This is a genomic window from Sphingomonas sp. RS6, assembly GCF_054489705.1.
Genome location: NZ_JBTMWM010000002.1, coordinates 451,562 through 469,355, shown reverse-complemented (window position 1 = coordinate 469,355; position 17,794 = coordinate 451,562). Strand labels below are relative to the sequence as shown.

The following is a 17,794-nucleotide window of genomic DNA, read 5'->3' as shown; positions in this document are numbered from 1 at the left end:
GTGAGGGTGACAAACCCCTCCCGAATGCACTGACATGCGCTGCCCCTTCTGTTCCAACGAAGCGAGCCAGGTGAAGGACAGCCGCCCCACCGAGGACGGCGCGGCGATCCGCCGGCGGCGGCAGTGCGAGGCGTGCGGCGCGCGCTTCACCACCTTCGAACGCATCCAGCTGCGCGACCTGACTGTCGTGAAGAGCGGCGAACGGCGCGAGCCGTTCGAGCGCGACAAGCTGGTCCGCTCGGTTTCCACCGCCTGCCGCAAGCGCCCGATCCAGCCGACGCAGATCGAGCGGCTGGTCTCGGGCATCCAGCGCCAGCTGGAGACGACCGGCGACGCCGAAATCCCCTCGCAGCGCATCGGCGAGCTGGTGATGGACGCGCTCAAGGGGCTGGATTCGGTCGCCTATATCCGCTTTGCCAGCGTCTATAAGGATTTCCGCGAGGCGAAGGATTTCGAAGACTTCGCCGGCAATGTCAGCGAGGTCGGCAAGAGTTGAATCCTCCCGTTTTCGTTCTGGTCCGCCCGCAGCTGGGCGAGAATATCGGCAAGGCCGCGCGCGCGATGCTCAATTTCGGGCTGACCGAGATGCGGCTGGTCTCCCCCCGCGACGGCTGGCCCAACCCGTCCGCCGGCCCGGCAGCGAGCGGCGCGGACATCGTGCTCGAACGCGCCCGCGTGTTCGAGTCCGTGGCCGAAGCGGTGGCGGATTGCGCGCATGTCTATGCAACCACGGTGCGCAAGCGCGGCGTCACCAAGCCGGTGGTCACGCCCGAAGTCGCCGCGCGCGCGATCCACGCCGCGCCAGAGCGGACCGCAATCCTGTTCGGCCCCGAACGCTCGGGGCTGGAAACCGACGACGTGGCGCTGGCCCGCACGATCCTGACCGTGCCGATCAACCCCGAATTCGGCTCGCTGAACCTTGCCCAGGCGGTGATCCTCGTCGCCTATGAATGGTCGAAACATGTCGGCCTCGAAAGCCCGCCGACCGTCGATCTCGATCCGCCGGCGCCGCAAACCGAACTCGACGGGATGATCGGCCAGCTCGATGCGATGCTCGAGGATTCGGGCTATTATTTCCCGCCCGACCGCGTGCCCTCGACCAAGCGGACGCTGCGCACCCTGCTCACCAAGCCGCGCTGGTCGAGCCAGGAACTGCGCACGCTGCGCGGCGTGCTGTCGGCGCTCGACGGCCGGAAGCGGCATCGGCGCGATTGAGAATTCGTGCCGCAATCAGCCAAATGCGATGCGCTATTGTTATAATGCCGGTGCAAATATTCGTTTTCGCAGGTGCAATAGACCGATAGGATCGCCGCGACTCAAACGGAGATCCGCCGAAATGCGTTTTGCCTGGCTTCCTCTGCTCGCGCTGGTGTCTGCGCCTGCCATCGCGCAACAGACCGCACCGAAGCATTCCTCGTCCCCCGATCCGGACAAGCAGATCTGTCGCCGCGTTCAGGTCACGGGTTCCAATTTCGGCAAGCGCGTATGCCACACGCGCGCCGAGTGGCAGGCGATCCATGAAGCGGACGAGGCAAATGCCCAGCGTGCGCTCGATCGTCGCGGACCCGGCACCCAGCGGGGCGACTGATCGGGCGGGTGCACCGCCCCCTGCTTGACTTCGCGCGCCTGCCCCGCTAGGCGCGCCGCTTCGCAATTGGCCCCGCACCCCCGGTGAAGCGGTGGCCCTGCGCTTCTCGTTCCAGAGAAACACAGGCGAAACCGGGATCGCGATCAGGGTGGCTCGCCGCCCGGGTCAACGTCAACGCAATTGAATGAAGGATTCGATATGTCGAAGCGCTCCAGCGCCAAGCATAAGCTCGATCGCCGCATGGGCGAAAACATCTGGGGTCGTCCCAAGTCCCCGGTGAACAAGCGCGAATACGGCCCCGGCCAGCACGGCCAGCGCCGCAAGGGCAAGATGTCGGACTTCGGCATCCAGCTGCGCGCCAAGCAGAAGCTCAAGGGCTATTACGGCGACATCACAGAGAAGCAGTTCAAGCGCTCGTACGAAGACGCGTCGCGCATGAAGGGCGACACCGGCCAGAACCTGATCGGCCTGCTCGAGCAGCGCCTCGACATGATCGTCTATCGCGCCAAGTTCGCGCCGACGATCTTCGCGGCCCGCCAGCTGGTCAACCACGGCCATGTCCGCGTCGACGGCGAGAAGTGCAACATCGGTTCGCGCCGCATCAAGCCGGGCCAGGAAATCAGCCTGAGCAGCAAGGCGCAGGAAATGGCGCTCGTCATGGAAGCGCAGAGCCTCGCCGAGCGCGACATCCCTGACTATGTCACGCCCGACGGCGCGTCGAAGGTCACCTTCACCCGCGTGCCGACGCTCGACGAAGTGCCGTATCCGGTGAAGATGGAACCGAATCTGGTCGTCGAGTTCTACTCGCGCTGATCCGGCTTCCCTTCGGGAAACGAGAAACGGGGCTGTCCTTCGGGGCCGCCCTTTTTCGTTGCTTGCGTGCGGAGAGGCGCCGGCGGCGCCTCTCGACCATCGATCACGGCTTGTCGGGCAGACCCAGCGTCTTGCGGATGAAGCGATCGGACTTGTCGAGCATCTCGACGCGCGCACGATCGTCGTCGAGCTGGTGGTCGAGCCCCTCGAACTCGACATAGTCGACCTGCTTGCCTGCGGCCTTGAGCCGAGACTGCATCAAGCGGGATTCGCCGACACCGACATTCATGTCCTTGTCGCCGTGGAACAGAAGCACCGGTGCGGTGATCCGATCGGCATTCTGCGCGGGCGATCCTTCACGGACATGCGGCCCCTGGCCGATAAATGCCGAAACGAGCTTGAAGTCGCTGTGGAACTCGCTCTCCTTCCGCAGCACCTCCAGATCGGTCACGGGCGCTACGGCGACGATCGCCTTGAATACGTTCGGGTCGAGCACCGACGACTGGAGCGCGGCATAGCCGCCATAGGACCAGCCGAAGATCGCAAGCTTGCCCGGCGCGGCGATGCCCTGAGCTTCGAGCCAGCGGGCACCATCGTTCACATCGCTCATCGCGATCTTCCACGACTTGAAACCGTTGTCGCGGAACCACGCCTCGCCGAAGCCGCTCGATCCACGAAAATTGGGTTGCAATACCGCATAGCCGCGGCTGGCGAAGAACTGCGCAAGGAAGTCGAAGCCCCATTCGTCACGCGCGCTCGGCCCGCCATGCGGCATCACGATCGCCGGCAGCCCCCTGCCGTCGCTCCCGGGCGGCAGCGTCAGATAGCCGGGAATCCGTGTGCCGTCTGCGGCGGCATAGGTGATCGGCTTGACCGTCGCCAGTTTGGTGCCGGCCAGTTCGGGCCGCACCGGCAGCACCTCGGCCATTTTCTTGGTGGTCTGGTCGAGGAGGAAGTAACGCCCCGGATCGATGTCGCTACCGGCATAAAGCAGCAGCTTGCTTCCATCATTGCTGGAATCGACAAAGCCGATGATCGGCAATCCCGGGATTGCCTTTGCCAGCGATTCCGACAGTGCTTTCAGCTTCGGATCGAAAAACGCCACCTGTCGCTTTTCGGTGGCGAAACTCACTCCGACCACGCGCTGCTGGCGGCCGATACGGATCAGACCGTCAATGTCGACGCCATCGCGTTGGAACACCATTGTACGCTTCATGCTGCCGTCGAGCGCGATGCTGTACAGCGCCTGGTGGCCCTTGCCGTCGTCGTCGAAGCCATAGGCGATGTTCAAATCACGATCGACGGCGCTCGGCACGAACCCCTTCACCGTCTGCGAATCCGCGGTAGCCGAAGCCAGTTCAAGCCACTGGTGCTCGCCGGCCTTTCGATAGAAGGACAAAATCTTGTCGCTGGTATAGTCCGACGTCAGCGTCGGGCGCTGGATCATCACCCGCACCTCGCCATGACCGTCGGTCATGAAGGCATCCGCGCCGCGCGGCTGCTCGACGATACGGCGCTTCAGCGTCACCGTGTCGACGCGTTCCACGCCAAGCCCCTCTCGCCGCTGTGCAACCAGCCGCCCGGTCGATTGTTCGGGCACGAACCATCGATCCATCAGCACTGAACTGCCAGCATCATCGGGCAACCAGTCGAGTACGCTGCCGCCATAATAAGCGGCGCCCAGCGACTCGATCGTCGTCGGCGCACTCAGTTCCTTCAGCCGCGACCCGTCGGCATCGACCGCGATCATCCGGCTCATCGACTCGAGCCGCTCGGGCGCGCCGCGGATGATCGTCAGCATGCACACCAACCGATCCGGTGTCGACCAGCCGCAATAACGCAGCCGATCCGGTCGTCCGCTCGAGCGGAAGATCGGCTTGAGCCCGCCCTGCCCGTCGACATTCCCGACGATCAGGCCGTCGCCGCTGCCGCCCGGCATCGCGACAACGATGGCCACCCGTTTGCCGTCGGGAGACAGGCTGACCTGTTCGACGCCCTCACGCGCACCAAATTTTCTCGCCTCGACGCTTTGCGCCCGCACCACTGGCGTGAGCGCGATGCTCGCCATGAGCGCCGCCATCATCAGTTTCGTCACTGCCCGCCCCCAACTACATCCTGTCAAACGACTGTAGCCCGGAAAGGCCCATTGGCAACTTCCCGCCGTCCCCGCCTTTTCCCCAAAACCAGACCCGGCTAAAGGCCGCGCCATGACTCTTACACCTCCCCCCGAATGGGCGCCGCACGACGCGGTCTGGATCGGCTTTCCCAGCGACGGCGACCTTTGGCTCGAAGACCTGGCGCCCGCCCGCGACGAAGTGATCGCCTTTGCCCGCGCGGTGCATGCCGGGGGCCGCGGCGAGCGGGTGATCCTCGTCGCCGCCGATGAGGCCGCCGCCGAGGTCGCCCGTAGCATGGCCGGCGACGCCGCCGAGGTCGTGACCGAGCTGTTCGGCGACATCTGGCTGCGCGACACCGCCGGCATCGTCACCGGCGACGGCGTCGCGCAGGATTTCGGCTTCAACGGCTGGGGCGGCAAGTACGACCTCGAAGGCGACGATACGATCGGCGCCCGCCTCGCCGCCGCCCGCGGGCTGGCGACGCGCAAGCATGGCTGGATTCTCGAAGGCGGCGCGATCGACGGCGACGGCACCGGCCTGTGCGTCACCACCGAGCAGTGCCTGCTCAACCCCAACCGCAATCCGCACCTCGACCGCGCGGACGTCGAGGCGAAGCTGGCGGCGGACCTGGGCTACACGCGCGTGCTGTGGCTCGGGGAGGGCCTCGCCAACGATCATACCGACGGCCATGTCGACAATCTCGCCCGCTTCGTCGGCCCCAATCGGCTGCTGATTCCGACGCCGGCCGAGGACGATCCCAACGCCGCGATCTACGCCGACGCGGTCGCTCGCGCCGAGGCGTTCGGCGTCGAGGTGGTCCGCATGCCCTCCCCCGGCGCGGTGCCGGGCGAAGACGGCGAGCCGATCCCGGCGAGCTACATGAACTTCTACATCGGCAACGCCGCCGTGGTGGTGCCGCTGTACGGCCAGCCCAATGACCAGGCCGCGATTCAGACGCTACAGAGTATCTTCCCCGGCCGCGACATCGTCGGCCAGCGCGCCGACCATATCCTCACCGGCGGCGGCAGCTTCCACTGCATCTCGCAGCAGATCCCGCGACCCGCATGACCGCCTTCGCCGTCCGCGCGCTGCTCTCCGGGCTGATCGTCGCCGCCGTCGCGATGCTCGCCCGGCGCAGCCCCGCGTTCGGCGCGCTGGTCGCGTCGCTGCCGCTGATCTCGCTGCTCGGCGTCCTGTGGCTTTGGTGCGACACGCAGGATCCGGTGCGGGTGGCGGACCATCTCCAGGCGACCTTCTGGTATGTGCTGCCCTCGCTCCCCATGTTCCTGCTCGTGCCGGCGCTGATGCGATCCGGGGTCGGCTTCCCGCCTGCCCTGCTCGCGGGCATCGCGCTCACGATCCTGTTGTATTTCCTGACCGCCGCGGCGCTCGCCCGGTTCGGCATCACGCTCTGAGGACCGTCATGACCCAGATCACTGTCGGCGCGCTCCAGCTCGCCTTCTCGAACGATATCGATGCGAACATCGCCCGCGTGACCGAACTGGTCCGCGAGGCGGCGGGGCGCGGTGCGCAGGTGGTGCTGCCGCCCGAGCTGTTCGAGGGCGAATATTTCTGCCGCGTCGAGGACGAGGGCCTGTTCGCCAACGCCAAGCCGGTCGGCGAGCACAAGGCGGTGCTGGCGATGCAGGCGCTCGCCGCCGAACTCGCCATCCATATCCCCACCAGCTTCTTCGAGGCGGATGGGCCGCACCATTATAACAGCCTCGCGATGATCGGCCCCGACGGCAAGGTCTCGGGCGTCTATCGCAAGAGCCACATCCCCGACGGGCCGGGCTATGAGGAGAAATTCTATTTCCGCCCCGGCAACACCGGGTTCAAGGTGTGGGATGGCCCCGGCGCGAAGCTGGGGGTCGGCGTGTGCTGGGACCAGTGGTATCCAGAAACCGCGCGAGCGATGATGCTGATGGGCGCCGAACTGCTGTTCTACCCCACCGCGATCGGCAGCGAGCCGCATGACGACAGCCTCGACACCGCCCGGCTTTGGCGCCGCGCGATGGTGGGCCATGCGGTCTCCAACGTCGTGCCGGTGATCGCCGCCAACCGTGTCGGCACCGAACATGGCCAGACCTTCTACGGCACCAGCTTCATCACCGACGAGCGCGGCGACATCCTCGCCGAACTCGACCGGACGGAAGAGGGCGTGATCACCGCGACGCTCGACCTCGATCGGGTCAAGCGCCACCGCGCCGCCTTCGGCTTTTTCCGCGATCGCCGGCCGGAGCTGTACGGCCGGCTGGTGCAGGACATCTGACGCCCTTGCCCTCGGGGTACGCCCCGCGGGGGATCAGCGCCCGCGTTCGGCCAGCTTGCGTTCCCATGCCAGCGCATCGCGGACGATGCCGTTCAGATCGTCGTGGCGCGGCCGCCAGGGCAGCGCCGCCAGGATCGCGCTGTTGTCCGCCACCAGCGCGTCGGGGTCGCCCGCCCGGCGGCCCTCGAGCTTGCGTTCGATCGTCATGTTCGTCACCCGGTCGACCGCGTCGAGCACTTCGAGCACCGAGAAGCCGCGGCCATAGCCGGCGTTGAGCGTGTGGTTCTCCTCGGGCCGCGCGATCAGCAGGTCGAGCGCGTCGACATGCGCAGCGGCAAGGTCGGTCACATGGATATAGTCGCGCACGCCGGTGCCGTCGGGCGTCGCAAAATCGGTGCCGAACACGCTGACATGGCTGCGCTTGCCGGTGGCGGCTTCCACCGCGACCTTGATGAGGTGGGTGGCGCCCGCCGTCGACTGGCCGCTGCGGCCCTGCGGGTCGGCGCCGGCGACATTGAAATAGCGCAGCGCGCAATAGTTGATCGGGTGCGCCGCCGCGACATCCTTCAGCATGATCTCGGTCATCAGCTTCGACATGCCATAGGGATTGATCGGCGCCTTGAGCGAGTCCTCGCGGATCGGCACCTGTTCGGGAATGCCATAGGTCGCTGCGGTCGAGGAGAAGATGAAGTGCTTCACGCCTTCGGCCACCGCGCTTTCGATCAGCGCGCGGCTCGCGGCGGTGTTGTTGCGATAATATTTGAGCGGGTCGCTCACCGATTCGGGCACCACCACCGATCCGGCGAAGTGCATGACCGCGATCACGCCGTGTTCGCGCATCGCCGCGCGCACCGCCGCGTCGTCGGCGATGTTGGCCACCACCAGCGCGGCACGCGGATCGACCGCCCAGTCGAACCCGGTGACGAGGTTGTCCACCACCACCACCCGCCAGCCGGCATCGAGCAGCGCCAGCACCGCATGGCTGCCGATATAGCCCGCCCCGCCCGTCACCAGCACCGTACCGTCGCGCATCGCCCACCCCCTTTGTTCGGCGACCCCACAACCCTATCTTGGCGCCACAGGCAAGGAGTTAACAATGTCTATCCAAACCGCGACGCTCGCCGGCGGCTGTTTCTGGTGCACCGAGGCGGTGTTCAACGACGTGATCGGCGTCCAGTCGGTCGAAAGCGGCTATATCGGCGGCACCAAGGACAACCCGACCTACAAGGAAGTCTGCACCGGCACGACCGGCCATGCCGAGGCGATCCGGGTGAGCTTCGATACCGATCAGATCAGCTATGGCGAGATCCTCGACATCTTCCTCGCGACGCACGATCCCACCCAGCTCAACCGCCAGGGCAACGATATCGGCACCCAGTATCGCTCGGCGATCTTCCCGCATTCGGCCGAGCAGGAACGCGAGGCGATGGACGCGATCGAACGCGCCCGCCCCGATTGGCCGGAGCCGATCGTCACTTCGATCGAAACGCTGGGCCAGTGGTGGCCAGCCGAGGATTATCATCAGGAATATTGGGAAGGCGAAGGCCAGCGTAATCCCTATTGCCTGTCGGTGATCCCGCCCAAGCTCCGCAAGCTGCGCAAAAGCTTTGCCAATCGTGTGAAGGAAACCGCCGCCTGAGCGGGGCGCATCGCACCCGATGCGAAAGAGGGCGCGGCGACATCGGCCGCCGCGCCCTCCCACGGGGGGGTGTTACGTCGCGGCCGGCCCGGCCGAACGCGACGTCCTAAACATCGCCCTGCGCCCCGGCGGGGGCAGCATCAACGAAGTCCGGGTTCCGCTTGAAGAGTGTTGTGCCCAAGAAGATCGCGCCGAAACCGGTTGCAGGCCGAAGAAAAGATCCGGAATGCAGTGTCGCTTCGCGCATCAGACAATCCCACCCTTCGTGATATCGCACTCGGCTTCTTGGTGAACTGAGTTACGAACCGTAACGAAATCTATGGCTTGCAATCAACTTGTAAAGAATCGAATGCAAACGTTATACCCAAATTGAGACAGATGCCGCTGGTCGTAACCGTTGCGACCAAATTGGCGCTACTTTTCGAGCGTTGCGCGTGCCGGTCGACCCGCCAAGGCAGGCTTGTCGCGCGTGTTCAGGCCGGATCGCGCGGGTGCGCGGCGCGTGCCAGCCGGTCGTTGATCGCCGCGCCCAGCCCGTCGCCCGGCACCGGCGCCACCGCGATGCGCGGCCTGGCCGCGGCATCGGCGCGGTGCAGCGCATCGAACAGCCTCGCCGCCGCTTCGTTTAGGTCGCCGGATGCCGACAGCGTATCATCGCCCGCCACCGCGCCGAACCCGATCAGCCATTCGTCGGCCGCCGCCTCGCGCGCCTCGAGCCGGACCGGCTTGCCCGGCGCATAATGGCTGGCAAGCTGCCCCGGCGCCGTGATCGCATCGCCCTGCCCGGTGCCAGCCGCAAAGCCCGGCAGCATGTCGGCGGTGATCGGGCCGGGCCGCAGGATGCGGCGCAGCCCGGGTTCGACGATCGTCGATTCGATCCCCTGCGGCGTCGCGCCGTCGTCGATCACCAGCGGGATGCGCCCGGCCAGGCTTTGGGCGACATGCGCGGCGCGCGTCGGGCTGATCGATCCGCTGGCATTGGCGGAGGGCGCCGCCAGCGGCCGCCCGCTTGCGACGATCAGCGCGCACATCGCCCGGTGATCGGGCATCCGCAGCGCGACGGTGCCAAGCCCCGCGGTCACCAGCGCGGCCACCGGCGATCGCTCGGCAAGCGGCAGCACCATCGTCAGCGGCCCCGGCCAGAACCGCGCCGCCAGCCCGCGCGCGGTTTCGTCGAAGCGGGCGATCGTCTCGGCGGTCGCCAGATCGGCGACATGGACGATCAGCGGGTTGAACGACGGTCGCCCCTTGGCGGCATAGATGCCCGCCACTGCCAGCGAATCGGTGGCGTCGGCGGCGAGGCCATAGACGGTTTCGGTGGGCACCGCGACGCACTGGCCGGCGCGAATCAGCGCCGCGGCGTCGGCGATCGCCGCCTCGCCGTAGGGTAAGATGCGCGGATTTGTCGGGCTCACGCCGGACGCGCTATAGCGATCGCGGAAAACCGACAAGAGAGGATGCGATGTTCACCCCCGCAACCGCCGATCAGCGCTTCGTGCTCGATCATATCGTCCGCCTGTCCGAGATCGCCGGCGAGGCGACGCCCGATCTGATCGACGCGGTGCTCGACGGCGCGGGCCAGTTCGCCGCCGGCGAATGGGCGCCGCTCGATCGCCTGGGCGATACGGAGGGCGCGCGCTGGACCGAGGACGGCGTGAAGATGCCGGCGGGCTTTGCCGAGGCCTATCGCGCCTATGTCGATGGCGGCTGGGGCACGATCGGCTCGCCCGCCGAACATGGCGGCCAGGGGCTGCCGGTCAGCCTGTCGGTCGCGGTGCTGGAAACGCTGGGCACCGCGAACATGGGCTTCGCGCTCGCGCCGGTGCTCACCGTCGGCGCGATCGAGGCGCTGTCGCATCACGGCACGCCCGAGCAACAGGCGCTGTACCTGCCGAAGCTCGCCACCGGCGAATGGACCGGCACGATGAACCTCACCGAGCCGCAGGCGGGGAGCGATGTCGGCGCGCTCAAGACCCGCGCCGATCCAATCGGCGACGGCCGCTGGCGGATCAAGGGGACGAAGATCTACATCTCGTTCGGCGATCACGATATGGCCGACAATATCGTCCACCTCGTCCTCGCGCGCACCCCCGATGCGCCGCCGGGCACCAAGGGGCTGTCGCTGTTCCTCGTTCCCAAATACCGGCTCAACGCCGATGGCACGCCCGGCGCGTTCAACGATATCAAGGTGGTGTCGATCGAACACAAGATGGGCCTGCACGCCTCGCCCACCTGCGTGCTCAGCTTCGGCGACAATGACGATTGCATCGGCGAGCTGATCGGGCCCGAACTCGGCGGCATCCGCGCGATGTTCACGATGATGAACAATGCCCGCCTCAATGTCGGGCTCCAGGGCGTGCAGGTGGCCGAGCGCGCCACCCAGCGCGCGGTCGCCTATGCGCGCGATCGGGTGCAGGGCGTGCGCACCGGCGCGCCCGCCGCGATCGTCGAGCATCCCGATGTCCGCCGCATGCTGATGCGGATGAAGGCGCAGACCCAGGCCGCGCGCGCGCTGGTCTATTATGCCTTTGGCCAGCTCGACCGCGCCCGGCTCGGCGACACCGCGGCTGCCGCGCGCGTCGAGCTGCTCACCCCGCTCGCCAAGGCGCACGGCACCGATATCGGCAACGAAGTCGCCAGCCTCGGCATCCAGGTGCATGGCGGCATGGGCTATATCGAGGAGACCGGCGCCGCCCAGCATTTCCGCGACGCGCGCATCACCCCGATCTATGAAGGCACCAACGGCATCCAGGCCGCCGATCTGGTGGGCCGCAAGCTCACGCATGACGGCGGCGCGGCGCTGACCGCGCTGCTCGACGAGATGCGCGGCGAGGCCCGCCACGATGCGCTGCGGACGCTGATCGATGCCTGTGCGGAGGTGACCGCGCATCTGCTCGCCGTCGATGCCGACGATCGCCTCGCCGCCAGCTATCCGTTCCTGACGATGGTGTCGGTCGCGGCCTGCGGCTGGCTGATGGAGCGGCAGGGCCGGATCGCCGCCGATGCCGAGGGCGATCCCGCCTTCCTCGCGATGAAGCAGGCGGCGGCGCGCTTCTATGTCGATCAGATCGTGCCCGAGGCGCTGGGGCTGAAGGCGGCGGCGATGGCGCCGGCCTCGGCGCTCTACGCGGTCGACGCGGCAGCGTTCGCGGCCTGACCGACCGTTAGGCAGACGGAACGATAATCGCGCGTGGCCCTTGATCGCCGCGCGCGACGCCCCAGCTTAGGCTAAGTTTCAATCCGCAACGGAGTCTCGCGCTTCATGTCCGCGTCCACCGATACGCTGTTCCGTCCGTTCCGCCTCAAGTCGCTCGATCTGCCCAACCGGATCGTGATGGCGCCGATGACGCGCACCTTCGCGCCCGCCGGCATCCCCGGCGCGGCCAATGCCGCCTATTATCGCCGTCGCGCCGAAGGCGGGGTGGGGCTGATCCTGTCCGAAGGCACGGTGATCGACCGTCCGGCCTCGCGCAACCATCCCAACATCCCCTTCTTCCACGGCGACGAAGCGCTGGCCGGCTGGCAGCAGGTGATCGACGAGGTGCACGCCGCCGGCGGCAAGATGGCGCCGCAGATCTGGCACACCGGCTCCACCTTCGGCCCGGATCGCAACTGGCAGCCCGATGCCCCGGTGGAGAGCCCCTCGGGCCTGGTCGCGCCCGAAAAGCCGCGCGGCGTGGCGATGAGCGAGGCCGATATCGAAGCCACCATCGCCGCCTTCGCCAAGGCCGCCGCCGATGCCCAGCGGCTCGGCTTCGACACGGTCGAGATCCACGGCGCGCACGGCTATCTGATCGATCAATTCTTCTGGGCAGGCACCAACACCCGCGAGGACGGCTATGGCGGCGCGACGATCGCCGAACGCTCGCGCTTCGCGGTCGAGGTCGTGAAGGCGGTGCGCGCGGCGGTCGGCCCCGACTTCCCGGTGATCCTCCGCCTCAGCCAGTGGAAGCAGCAGGATTATGCCGCCCGCCTCGCCACCACCCCGGACGAAATGGCGTCGTGGCTGCAGCCGCTGGTCGATGCCGGGGTCGATGTGCTGCACTGCTCGCAGCGCCGCTTCTGGGAACCCGAATTCCCCGAGCTGGACGGCGAGAACGGGCTCAACTTCGCCGGCTGGGCGAAGAAGCTCACCGGCGCCGCGACGATCAGCGTCGGCTCGGTCGGCCTGTCGGGCGAATTCATCGCGGCGTTCGGCGGCGAAACCTCGCAGCGCACCGATCTCGATCGGTTGGTCGAACGGATGGAGCGCGACGAATTCGATCTGATCGCGGTCGGCCGCGCGCTTATCAGCGATGCCGATTGGGTGAAGAAGGTGCAGGCCGGCGACAGCGACGGTCTCAGCGACTTCAGCCCCGCCGCGCTCGCCGAACTGGTCTGACGCCCCCCGCCCGGCTGGCGATAAACTAGCCCCCGCCCGCCGCGCCCGGCTTCGGCAGCAGCGCGGCGGCGGCGGGCTGTTCGGGGCTCTCGAACGGCCCCTTCGCCACCGGCAACAGCGTCTTGCGCGCCTCGAACTCGAGCTCGCGCCGTACCAGTTCCTCACCCAGCTTCAGCCGGGTCGTCGGCGCGGCGGGCGACGCGCCGACCACCTTGATCAGCCCCTCCACCGCCGCATCGGACGCCGGTTCGCCCACCGCGGCAAAGCTGTCATGATAGGCGATCAGCGGCAGGCTGCTTTCGGGATCGAGCCGGTTGGCGCGGACGATCAGCCGCCGTCCCGCCGCTGCCTGCCGCCGCCCTTCGGCGCCGGGCGTGCGTGCGGCCAGCTGCGTCGTCGCCGTGCCCTTCCACACCAGCGCCCGCGTGTCCGCCGGCAATTGCGCGAGCGCCCGGTCGGCGGCGGCAAGGCATTCGGCCGAATTGCCGGCGCGGCATTCGGCCTCGGCGAGCAGCAGCTGGTGCTCGATCAGGTCGGGAAAGCGCGTCGCATTGTCGCGCAGCCGGGCGATCCAGTCGGCACGCCGCGCCAGCGCCTTGGTCCGGTCACGTCCGTCATCAGCGGGCACCTCGATCCGGGCGCCGAGTTCGAGCCGCCCGCGGATCAGCCCGGCCTCTGCGCGGGTCAGCCGGCGGATGCTCGCCTCCGCCGCGCGCTCGGCCGGAAAGGTCATCCGCTCGCCCTGCACCTTGCGCCCGCGATAACGCGCCACCGCCCGCTGCAGCTCAACCGGATTGCCCAGCGCCTGCGCCGCGCTCGCCAGGTCGTCGCCGCGCGCCAGCGCCGCCAGATAGGCCTGCAGCCGCGGTTTCCACTCCTCCGAGAAATAGAGGAAATGGACGATGCGCCACGCATGATAGGGCGTCCAGGCGCGCTTGCTCGTCAGATAGCGGCCGTCCAGGATGTGCGACACCGGATAGTCGCCGTAAAAATCCATCACCTTGGTGAACCCGGTCGGCAGCTGGCCATATTCGACGAAGTCATCGCCCGCCGCCATCGTCGCGAACATCTCGCCAAAGCCCTGCAGGAACCAGCGCGGATAGGCCGCCGGGAAATAGGTCATCAGATAATTCTGCGCGAACCCGGCATAGAGCCGCGATTCGGCCGACTGGCAGACTGCGATCTCGTTCATCGGCAGCTGCTGGATAATGTCGAACACGTCGGGCGACAGCGAACCATTGGCCAGCCCGGCGGGATCGGGACGCACGACGATGAAATTGTCGAGCGCCGGCCCGTTGTCGCCGCCGGTGCAGTTGCGGTTCGTCGGACGCCCGCGCGAGGGCTGGAGGATCAGGTTGACGCCGTCCTCGGTCGACGCGAGCACCGAACCCTCGTCGCGCGGATCATAATAGATCGACTTGGCGAACGCTTCCGGGAACGGCCCATATTGCCAGCGCAGGTCGGTCAGCCGCAGCTGCTCGAACGTGGCGACGTCGCCGATCATCGTCACCGCGACCTTGATCGTCTCGTCGGGCGCGTCCACCCGGCCGAACAGCGCCGAGAGCAGGAAATGGAGCGTCTCCAGATTCTCCGCGGTCCGCCGCAGCGCCTTTTCGTCGCCTTGGGCGAACACCACGACATGCGGCGTCTCCGCCATCCGCCAGTCGCTCATCGGCACCTTCGAATCGCGCGGCCGCGTGCCGGTGACGATAATGCTGGTCTCGCCATTCTTCACCGGCGCACCCAGCTGCGCCTGCGCCGGCAGGCTCATGGTCAGCGCAAGGACGAACAACAGAATTCGCTGCATGGTTCGATGCCTCATCTTCTGCCAGACAGGTACCGGCCAGCATCAAACGCCTGTCGGCTCCCGAAATCAAATGATTTCGGGAATGAGACATTGGTATCGACAGCGTGTTTAGTATCGCCCCCACACGAAGCGCGACGACAGCGCATAGTTCCACACCGCCGCCACCGCGATCCCGGCCAGCGCGGACAGTCGCCAGTCGCCATGTTCGACATTGTGGAAGAACGCCGCGACGCCGACATTCGCCACCGCGCCCACCGCGCACACGACGCAGAAGCTCACCCAGCCGCCGAACAGCGCCGCCGCGCCGCGCAGCCGCCGCTCCCGATAGGTCAGCGCGTTGTTGAGGAAGAAGTTGAACGTCATCGCGACGATGGTCGAGACGATCGTGCCGGTGACGAACGGCAGCTCGGCGAGGCGGAACAGCAGGAACAGCACCGCCAGATGCACCGCCGCCCCCGCCGCGCCGATCGCCGAGAAGATCGCGAAGCGCACCGGCACCACCTTGCCGAACATCCGGTCGTACAGCGCGATCAGATATTCCATCGCCACGACATGATCGAGCTTGCTCTCGCCCTCGGTCCGCGTGCGGAACACATAGGGTAGCTCGATGAAGCGCAGCGGCCGCGGGCTGGCCGTCATGATGTCGAGCAGGATCTTGAAGCCGATCGCCGAAAGCAGCGGCGTCAGCTCGCGCGCGATCGCGGTGCGGATCATGAAGAAGCCGCTCATCGGATCGGTGACGTCGGCCTTGAGCACGCGGCGCGACAGCCGCGTCGCGAACGCCGATTTGGCGACGCGGTCGCGGTCCCATTCGCCGGTGCCGCCGCCGTCGCAGAAGCGCGATCCGATCGCCACGTCCAGGCTGGGATCGCCCTGCAGCGCGTCGAGCATCCTGGGCAGCAGTGTCTCGTCATGCTGCATGTCGCCGTCGATCACCGCGACGCACGGCGCGGCGGTCGCGCACATCCCCTCGATGCACGCCGAGGACAGGCCACGCCGGCCGATCCGCTGGATCACGCGCACGCGCGGGTCGCGCCGGCCCAGCGCGCGCACCGCCTCGGCGGTGCCATCGGGGCTGTCGTCGTCGACGAAGATGGCTTCCCATCGCCGGCCGGCCAGCGCCGTTTCCAGCTTTTCGATCAGCAACGGGACGTTGGCACGCTCGTTGAACGTCGGAATGACGACCGCGAGTTCGAGCAATTCTGTGCTCACTGAAGCTCCTGCAACACCGCGTCCCCCATCGCGGCGGTGGAAAGGCTTCCCCCCAGATCGGCAGTGCGCGCGCCCTTCACGAGCGCTGCTCCAACTGCCTTTTCGATTTTCTGTGCCGATGCCTCGTCGCCCAGCGAATGGCGCAGCAGCATCGCCGCGGACAGGATCGCCGCGCACGGATTGGCCTTGCCCTGCCCGGCAATGTCGGGCGCGCTGCCGTGGATCGGCTCGTACATGCCGTTGGCGCCCTGCCAGGCGGAAAGCGATGCCGATGGCAGCATCCCGATCGATCCCGCACACATGCTCGCCTGGTCGCTCAGGATGTCGCCGAACAGATTGCCGGTGACGATCACGTCGAACGCCGCCGGCGCGCGCACCAGCTGCATCGCCGCATTGTCGACATACATGCAGGTGAATTCGACCTCGGGATAATCGACCGCAACCTCGTTCGCCACGTCGCGCCACAGCTGCGACGTTTCGAGCACGTTCGCCTTGTCGATCGAACAGAGCTTGCGGCGGCGGCGCTTGGCCATCTCGAAGCCGACGCGGACGATCCGCTCGACCTCGGCCTCGTTATAGCTCATCAGGTCGAAGCCCTGGCGCAGCCCTTCCAGATCGGTGCGCCGGCCCTTTTCGCCGAAATAGACGTCGCCGGTCAGTTCGCGGACGATGACGATGTCCAGCCCGCTCACCACCTCGGGCTTGAGCGGCGATGCGCCCTCCAGCCCGGGGAACAGCGTCGCCGGGCGGATATTGGCGAACAGCCCCAGCTCGCGGCGGATGCCCAGCAGCGCCGCCTCGGGGCGCAGCCGGCGCTCCAGCGCCTCGAAACGCGGATCGCCCACCGCGCCGAACAGCACCGCATCGGCGCGCTTGGCGAGCGCCAGCGTGTCGGGCGGCAGCGGCCGGCCCGATGCGAGATAGCCCGCCCCGCCCACCGGCGCTTCTTCGAATGTCAGGCCAAGGTCCAGTGCCTCGAGCACGCGGCGGGCTTCGGTGGTGACTTCGGGACCGATCCCGTCACCGGGCAGAACAGCAATCAGCGGCATCAATTTTCCCTGACGACAGCCCGCGTGCGACCCCCGGGCATGGACTGGTTCCGTCGCTTAGCCGCGTTGGACCGGGTTAGGCAACTGCGCGCAGCAATCGATCGATCAGCCGCTCGCGCGCGGCCATCGCCTCCGCGCCGCGCCCGATCATCAGGTCGCGCGCCAGGAAATGCCCGGTGAGCCGCAGCCCGCCCAGTATCGCTTCCCAATCGGCCTCGCCGCCCGCCTGCACGAACGGGGGCAGCGGCAACAGCCGCGATTCATAGCCGGTCGCCGCCGCGCGGCTCACCGCGATCCCGCTCTTGGGGCTTACGAACGCCAAATCCTCCGCCCCGCCGGTCACCGCGCAGCGGCCGAGATCGAGCCCGAAGCCCAGTTCGGCGAGCACCAGCAGTTCGTAGCGTACCAGCGCCACCGCCCAGCCGCGCGCCGCCGGCGCCGCCTCGATCGCATCGAGCACCCCGCCCAGCGCGGCGTACAGCCGTTCATAGGGCTGTCCTTCGGGCAGCGTCGTCGCGGTGAGCGCCGCCACCCATGCGATCGCCGCAGCGGGCAGCGGCTCGGCGAACATCGGCGCGCGGCTGTGCGTCAGTTCCAGCGTCAGCGCGGCCAGTTGCTCCTCGGTGCGCGCGCGCCACTCGCCCTGCACGACATTGCCCGGCTGGAGCACCGGGCGCAGCGCGCGCGATCGCCCGCCACGGACATAGCCGGGCTGCAACCCATGCGCCGCGGTGAGCGCGCGCACGATCGCGCCATGCTCGCCATGCGGGCGCACGCTGACGATGATGGCTTCGGCGCGGAACTGCATCGCGACCGATGTAGGCGCAGCCGCCGCGCTTGGCGACGGGCGAGATGATACCGCGCGCGGAACGACCGGGGCCGCTCGCGCATTGATCGCGCGAGCCTTTGGAGGAAG

Annotated in this window: 17 protein-coding genes; 10 read left to right on the top strand and 7 right to left on the bottom strand. The window is 67.5% G+C overall.

The annotated features are described in order from the left end of the window. Window positions 1-34 precede the first annotated feature (34 nt). The 4 genes from nrdR (at window position 35) to rpsD (ending at window position 2,401) form a co-directional block, all read left to right on the top strand. Window positions 35-496, top strand: a complete 462-nt coding sequence (nrdR, locus tag ACX40Y_RS07045; protein WP_459118827.1) for a transcriptional regulator NrdR — start codon at window positions 35-37, stop codon at window positions 494-496. Continuing rightward, window positions 493-1,215: an RNA methyltransferase gene (locus tag ACX40Y_RS07040; protein ID WP_459118826.1), complete on the top strand. Its 723-nt coding sequence runs from the start codon at window positions 493-495 to the stop codon at window positions 1,213-1,215. The genes nrdR and ACX40Y_RS07040 overlap by 4 nt, the downstream gene beginning before the upstream one ends. Before the next feature lie 121 nt (window positions 1,216-1,336). After that, window positions 1,337-1,588: a hypothetical protein gene (locus tag ACX40Y_RS07035; RefSeq protein ID WP_459118825.1), complete on the top strand. Its 252-nt coding sequence runs from the start codon at window positions 1,337-1,339 to the stop codon at window positions 1,586-1,588. A 198-nt stretch (window positions 1,589-1,786) separates the two neighbouring features. Then, the gene (gene rpsD, locus ACX40Y_RS07030) at window positions 1,787-2,401 is read left to right on the top strand and encodes a 30S ribosomal protein S4 (protein ID WP_459118824.1); all 615 of its coding nucleotides are present in this window, start codon (window positions 1,787-1,789) and stop codon (window positions 2,399-2,401) included. A gap of 103 nt (window positions 2,402-2,504) precedes the next feature. On the opposite strand, the gene ACX40Y_RS07025 is transcribed toward rpsD, so the two are convergent. Next, entirely contained in the window at window positions 2,505-4,496 is a 1,992-nt protein-coding gene (locus ACX40Y_RS07025) for an alpha/beta hydrolase family protein (RefSeq protein ID WP_459118823.1), read from the bottom strand. 112 nt (window positions 4,497-4,608) lie between these two features. On the opposite strand from ACX40Y_RS07025, the gene ACX40Y_RS07020 reads away from it, so the two are divergent. From ACX40Y_RS07020 to aguB, 3 genes are read left to right on the top strand one after another with little or no spacing between them, the layout of a single operon-like run. Further along, on the top strand, window positions 4,609-5,586 hold the full coding sequence (locus ACX40Y_RS07020) for an agmatine deiminase family protein (RefSeq protein WP_459118822.1): 978 nt from the start codon (window positions 4,609-4,611) through the stop codon (window positions 5,584-5,586). After that, a complete protein-coding gene (locus ACX40Y_RS07015; RefSeq protein WP_459118821.1) occupies window positions 5,583-5,933 on the top strand; it encodes a DUF3147 family protein in 351 nt (116 codons plus the stop codon). Before ACX40Y_RS07020 ends, ACX40Y_RS07015 begins: the two co-directional genes overlap by 4 nt. Before the next feature lie 8 nt (window positions 5,934-5,941). Further along, window positions 5,942-6,790, top strand: a complete 849-nt coding sequence (gene aguB, locus ACX40Y_RS07010; RefSeq protein ID WP_459118820.1) for an N-carbamoylputrescine amidase — start codon at window positions 5,942-5,944, stop codon at window positions 6,788-6,790. Window positions 6,791-6,823: 33 nt separating this feature from the next. Here the strand turns inward: aguB and galE are convergent, their stop codons facing one another. Further along, a complete protein-coding gene (galE, locus tag ACX40Y_RS07005) occupies window positions 6,824-7,822 on the bottom strand; it encodes a UDP-glucose 4-epimerase GalE (protein ID WP_459118819.1) in 999 nt (332 codons plus the stop codon). Window positions 7,823-7,886: 64 nt separating this feature from the next. Between galE and msrA the strand changes: the two genes are divergently transcribed. Next, window positions 7,887-8,429, top strand: a complete 543-nt coding sequence (gene msrA, locus ACX40Y_RS07000; protein WP_459118818.1) for a peptide-methionine (S)-S-oxide reductase MsrA — start codon at window positions 7,887-7,889, stop codon at window positions 8,427-8,429. A gap of 473 nt (window positions 8,430-8,902) precedes the next feature. Here msrA and ACX40Y_RS06995 read toward each other — a convergent pair whose 3' ends face one another. Next, window positions 8,903-9,844 (bottom strand): L-threonylcarbamoyladenylate synthase, encoded by a 942-nt coding sequence (locus ACX40Y_RS06995; protein WP_459118817.1) that lies wholly within the window; start codon window positions 9,842-9,844, stop codon window positions 8,903-8,905. A gap of 47 nt (window positions 9,845-9,891) precedes the next feature. On the opposite strand from ACX40Y_RS06995, the gene ACX40Y_RS06990 reads away from it, so the two are divergent. Next, window positions 9,892-11,586 carry an acyl-CoA dehydrogenase gene (locus ACX40Y_RS06990; RefSeq protein ID WP_459118816.1) on the top strand — a complete coding sequence of 565 codons (1,695 nt, stop codon included), beginning with the start codon at window positions 9,892-9,894 and terminating at the stop codon, window positions 11,584-11,586. Between the two features lie 105 nt (window positions 11,587-11,691). Beyond that, a complete protein-coding gene (locus tag ACX40Y_RS06985; RefSeq protein ID WP_459118815.1) occupies window positions 11,692-12,810 on the top strand; it encodes an NADH:flavin oxidoreductase in 1,119 nt (372 codons plus the stop codon). A gap of 25 nt (window positions 12,811-12,835) precedes the next feature. On the opposite strand, the gene ACX40Y_RS06980 is transcribed toward ACX40Y_RS06985, so the two are convergent. The 4 genes from ACX40Y_RS06980 to recO all read right to left on the bottom strand — a co-directional run bounded on the left by ACX40Y_RS06980 (window position 12,836) and on the right by recO (window position 17,686). Further along, entirely contained in the window at window positions 12,836-14,617 is a 1,782-nt protein-coding gene (locus ACX40Y_RS06980; RefSeq protein ID WP_459118814.1) for a hypothetical protein, read from the bottom strand. Between the two features lie 108 nt (window positions 14,618-14,725). Next, window positions 14,726-15,829 (bottom strand): glycosyltransferase, encoded by a 1,104-nt coding sequence (locus ACX40Y_RS06975; protein WP_459118813.1) that lies wholly within the window; start codon window positions 15,827-15,829, stop codon window positions 14,726-14,728. Beyond that, window positions 15,826-16,878: a 3-isopropylmalate dehydrogenase gene (gene leuB / locus ACX40Y_RS06970; protein ID WP_459118812.1), complete on the bottom strand. Its 1,053-nt coding sequence runs from the start codon at window positions 16,876-16,878 to the stop codon at window positions 15,826-15,828. The genes ACX40Y_RS06975 and leuB overlap by 4 nt, the downstream gene beginning before the upstream one ends. A gap of 76 nt (window positions 16,879-16,954) precedes the next feature. Continuing rightward, entirely contained in the window at window positions 16,955-17,686 is a 732-nt protein-coding gene (gene recO / locus ACX40Y_RS06965; protein ID WP_459118811.1) for a DNA repair protein RecO, read from the bottom strand. Window positions 17,687-17,794 lie beyond the last annotated feature (108 nt).

Bases quoted from the DNA above. Each gene is read 5' to 3' on its own strand.
- nrdR (WP_459118827.1), top strand. From the start codon at position 35: ATGCGCTGCCCCTTCTGTTCCAACGAAGCGAGCCAGGTGAAGGACAGC.
- ACX40Y_RS07035 (WP_459118825.1), top strand. From the start codon at position 1,337: ATGCGTTTTGCCTGGCTTCCTCTGCTCGCGCTGGTGTCTGCGCCTGCC.
- rpsD (WP_459118824.1), top strand. From the start codon at position 1,787: ATGTCGAAGCGCTCCAGCGCCAAGCATAAGCTCGATCGCCGCATGGGC.
- ACX40Y_RS07020 (WP_459118822.1), top strand. From the start codon at position 4,609: ATGACTCTTACACCTCCCCCCGAATGGGCGCCGCACGACGCGGTCTGG.
- ACX40Y_RS07015 (WP_459118821.1), top strand. From the start codon at position 5,583: ATGACCGCCTTCGCCGTCCGCGCGCTGCTCTCCGGGCTGATCGTCGCC.
- aguB (WP_459118820.1), top strand. From the start codon at position 5,942: ATGACCCAGATCACTGTCGGCGCGCTCCAGCTCGCCTTCTCGAACGAT.
- galE (WP_459118819.1), bottom strand. From the start codon at position 7,822: ATGCGCGACGGTACGGTGCTGGTGACGGGCGGGGCGGGCTATATCGGC.
- msrA (WP_459118818.1), top strand. From the start codon at position 7,887: ATGTCTATCCAAACCGCGACGCTCGCCGGCGGCTGTTTCTGGTGCACC.
- ACX40Y_RS06990 (WP_459118816.1), top strand. From the start codon at position 9,892: ATGTTCACCCCCGCAACCGCCGATCAGCGCTTCGTGCTCGATCATATC.
- ACX40Y_RS06985 (WP_459118815.1), top strand. From the start codon at position 11,692: ATGTCCGCGTCCACCGATACGCTGTTCCGTCCGTTCCGCCTCAAGTCG.
- ACX40Y_RS06980 (WP_459118814.1), bottom strand. From the start codon at position 14,617: ATGCAGCGAATTCTGTTGTTCGTCCTTGCGCTGACCATGAGCCTGCCG.
- leuB (WP_459118812.1), bottom strand. From the start codon at position 16,878: ATGCCGCTGATTGCTGTTCTGCCCGGTGACGGGATCGGTCCCGAAGTC.
- recO (WP_459118811.1), bottom strand. From the start codon at position 17,686: ATGCAGTTCCGCGCCGAAGCCATCATCGTCAGCGTGCGCCCGCATGGC.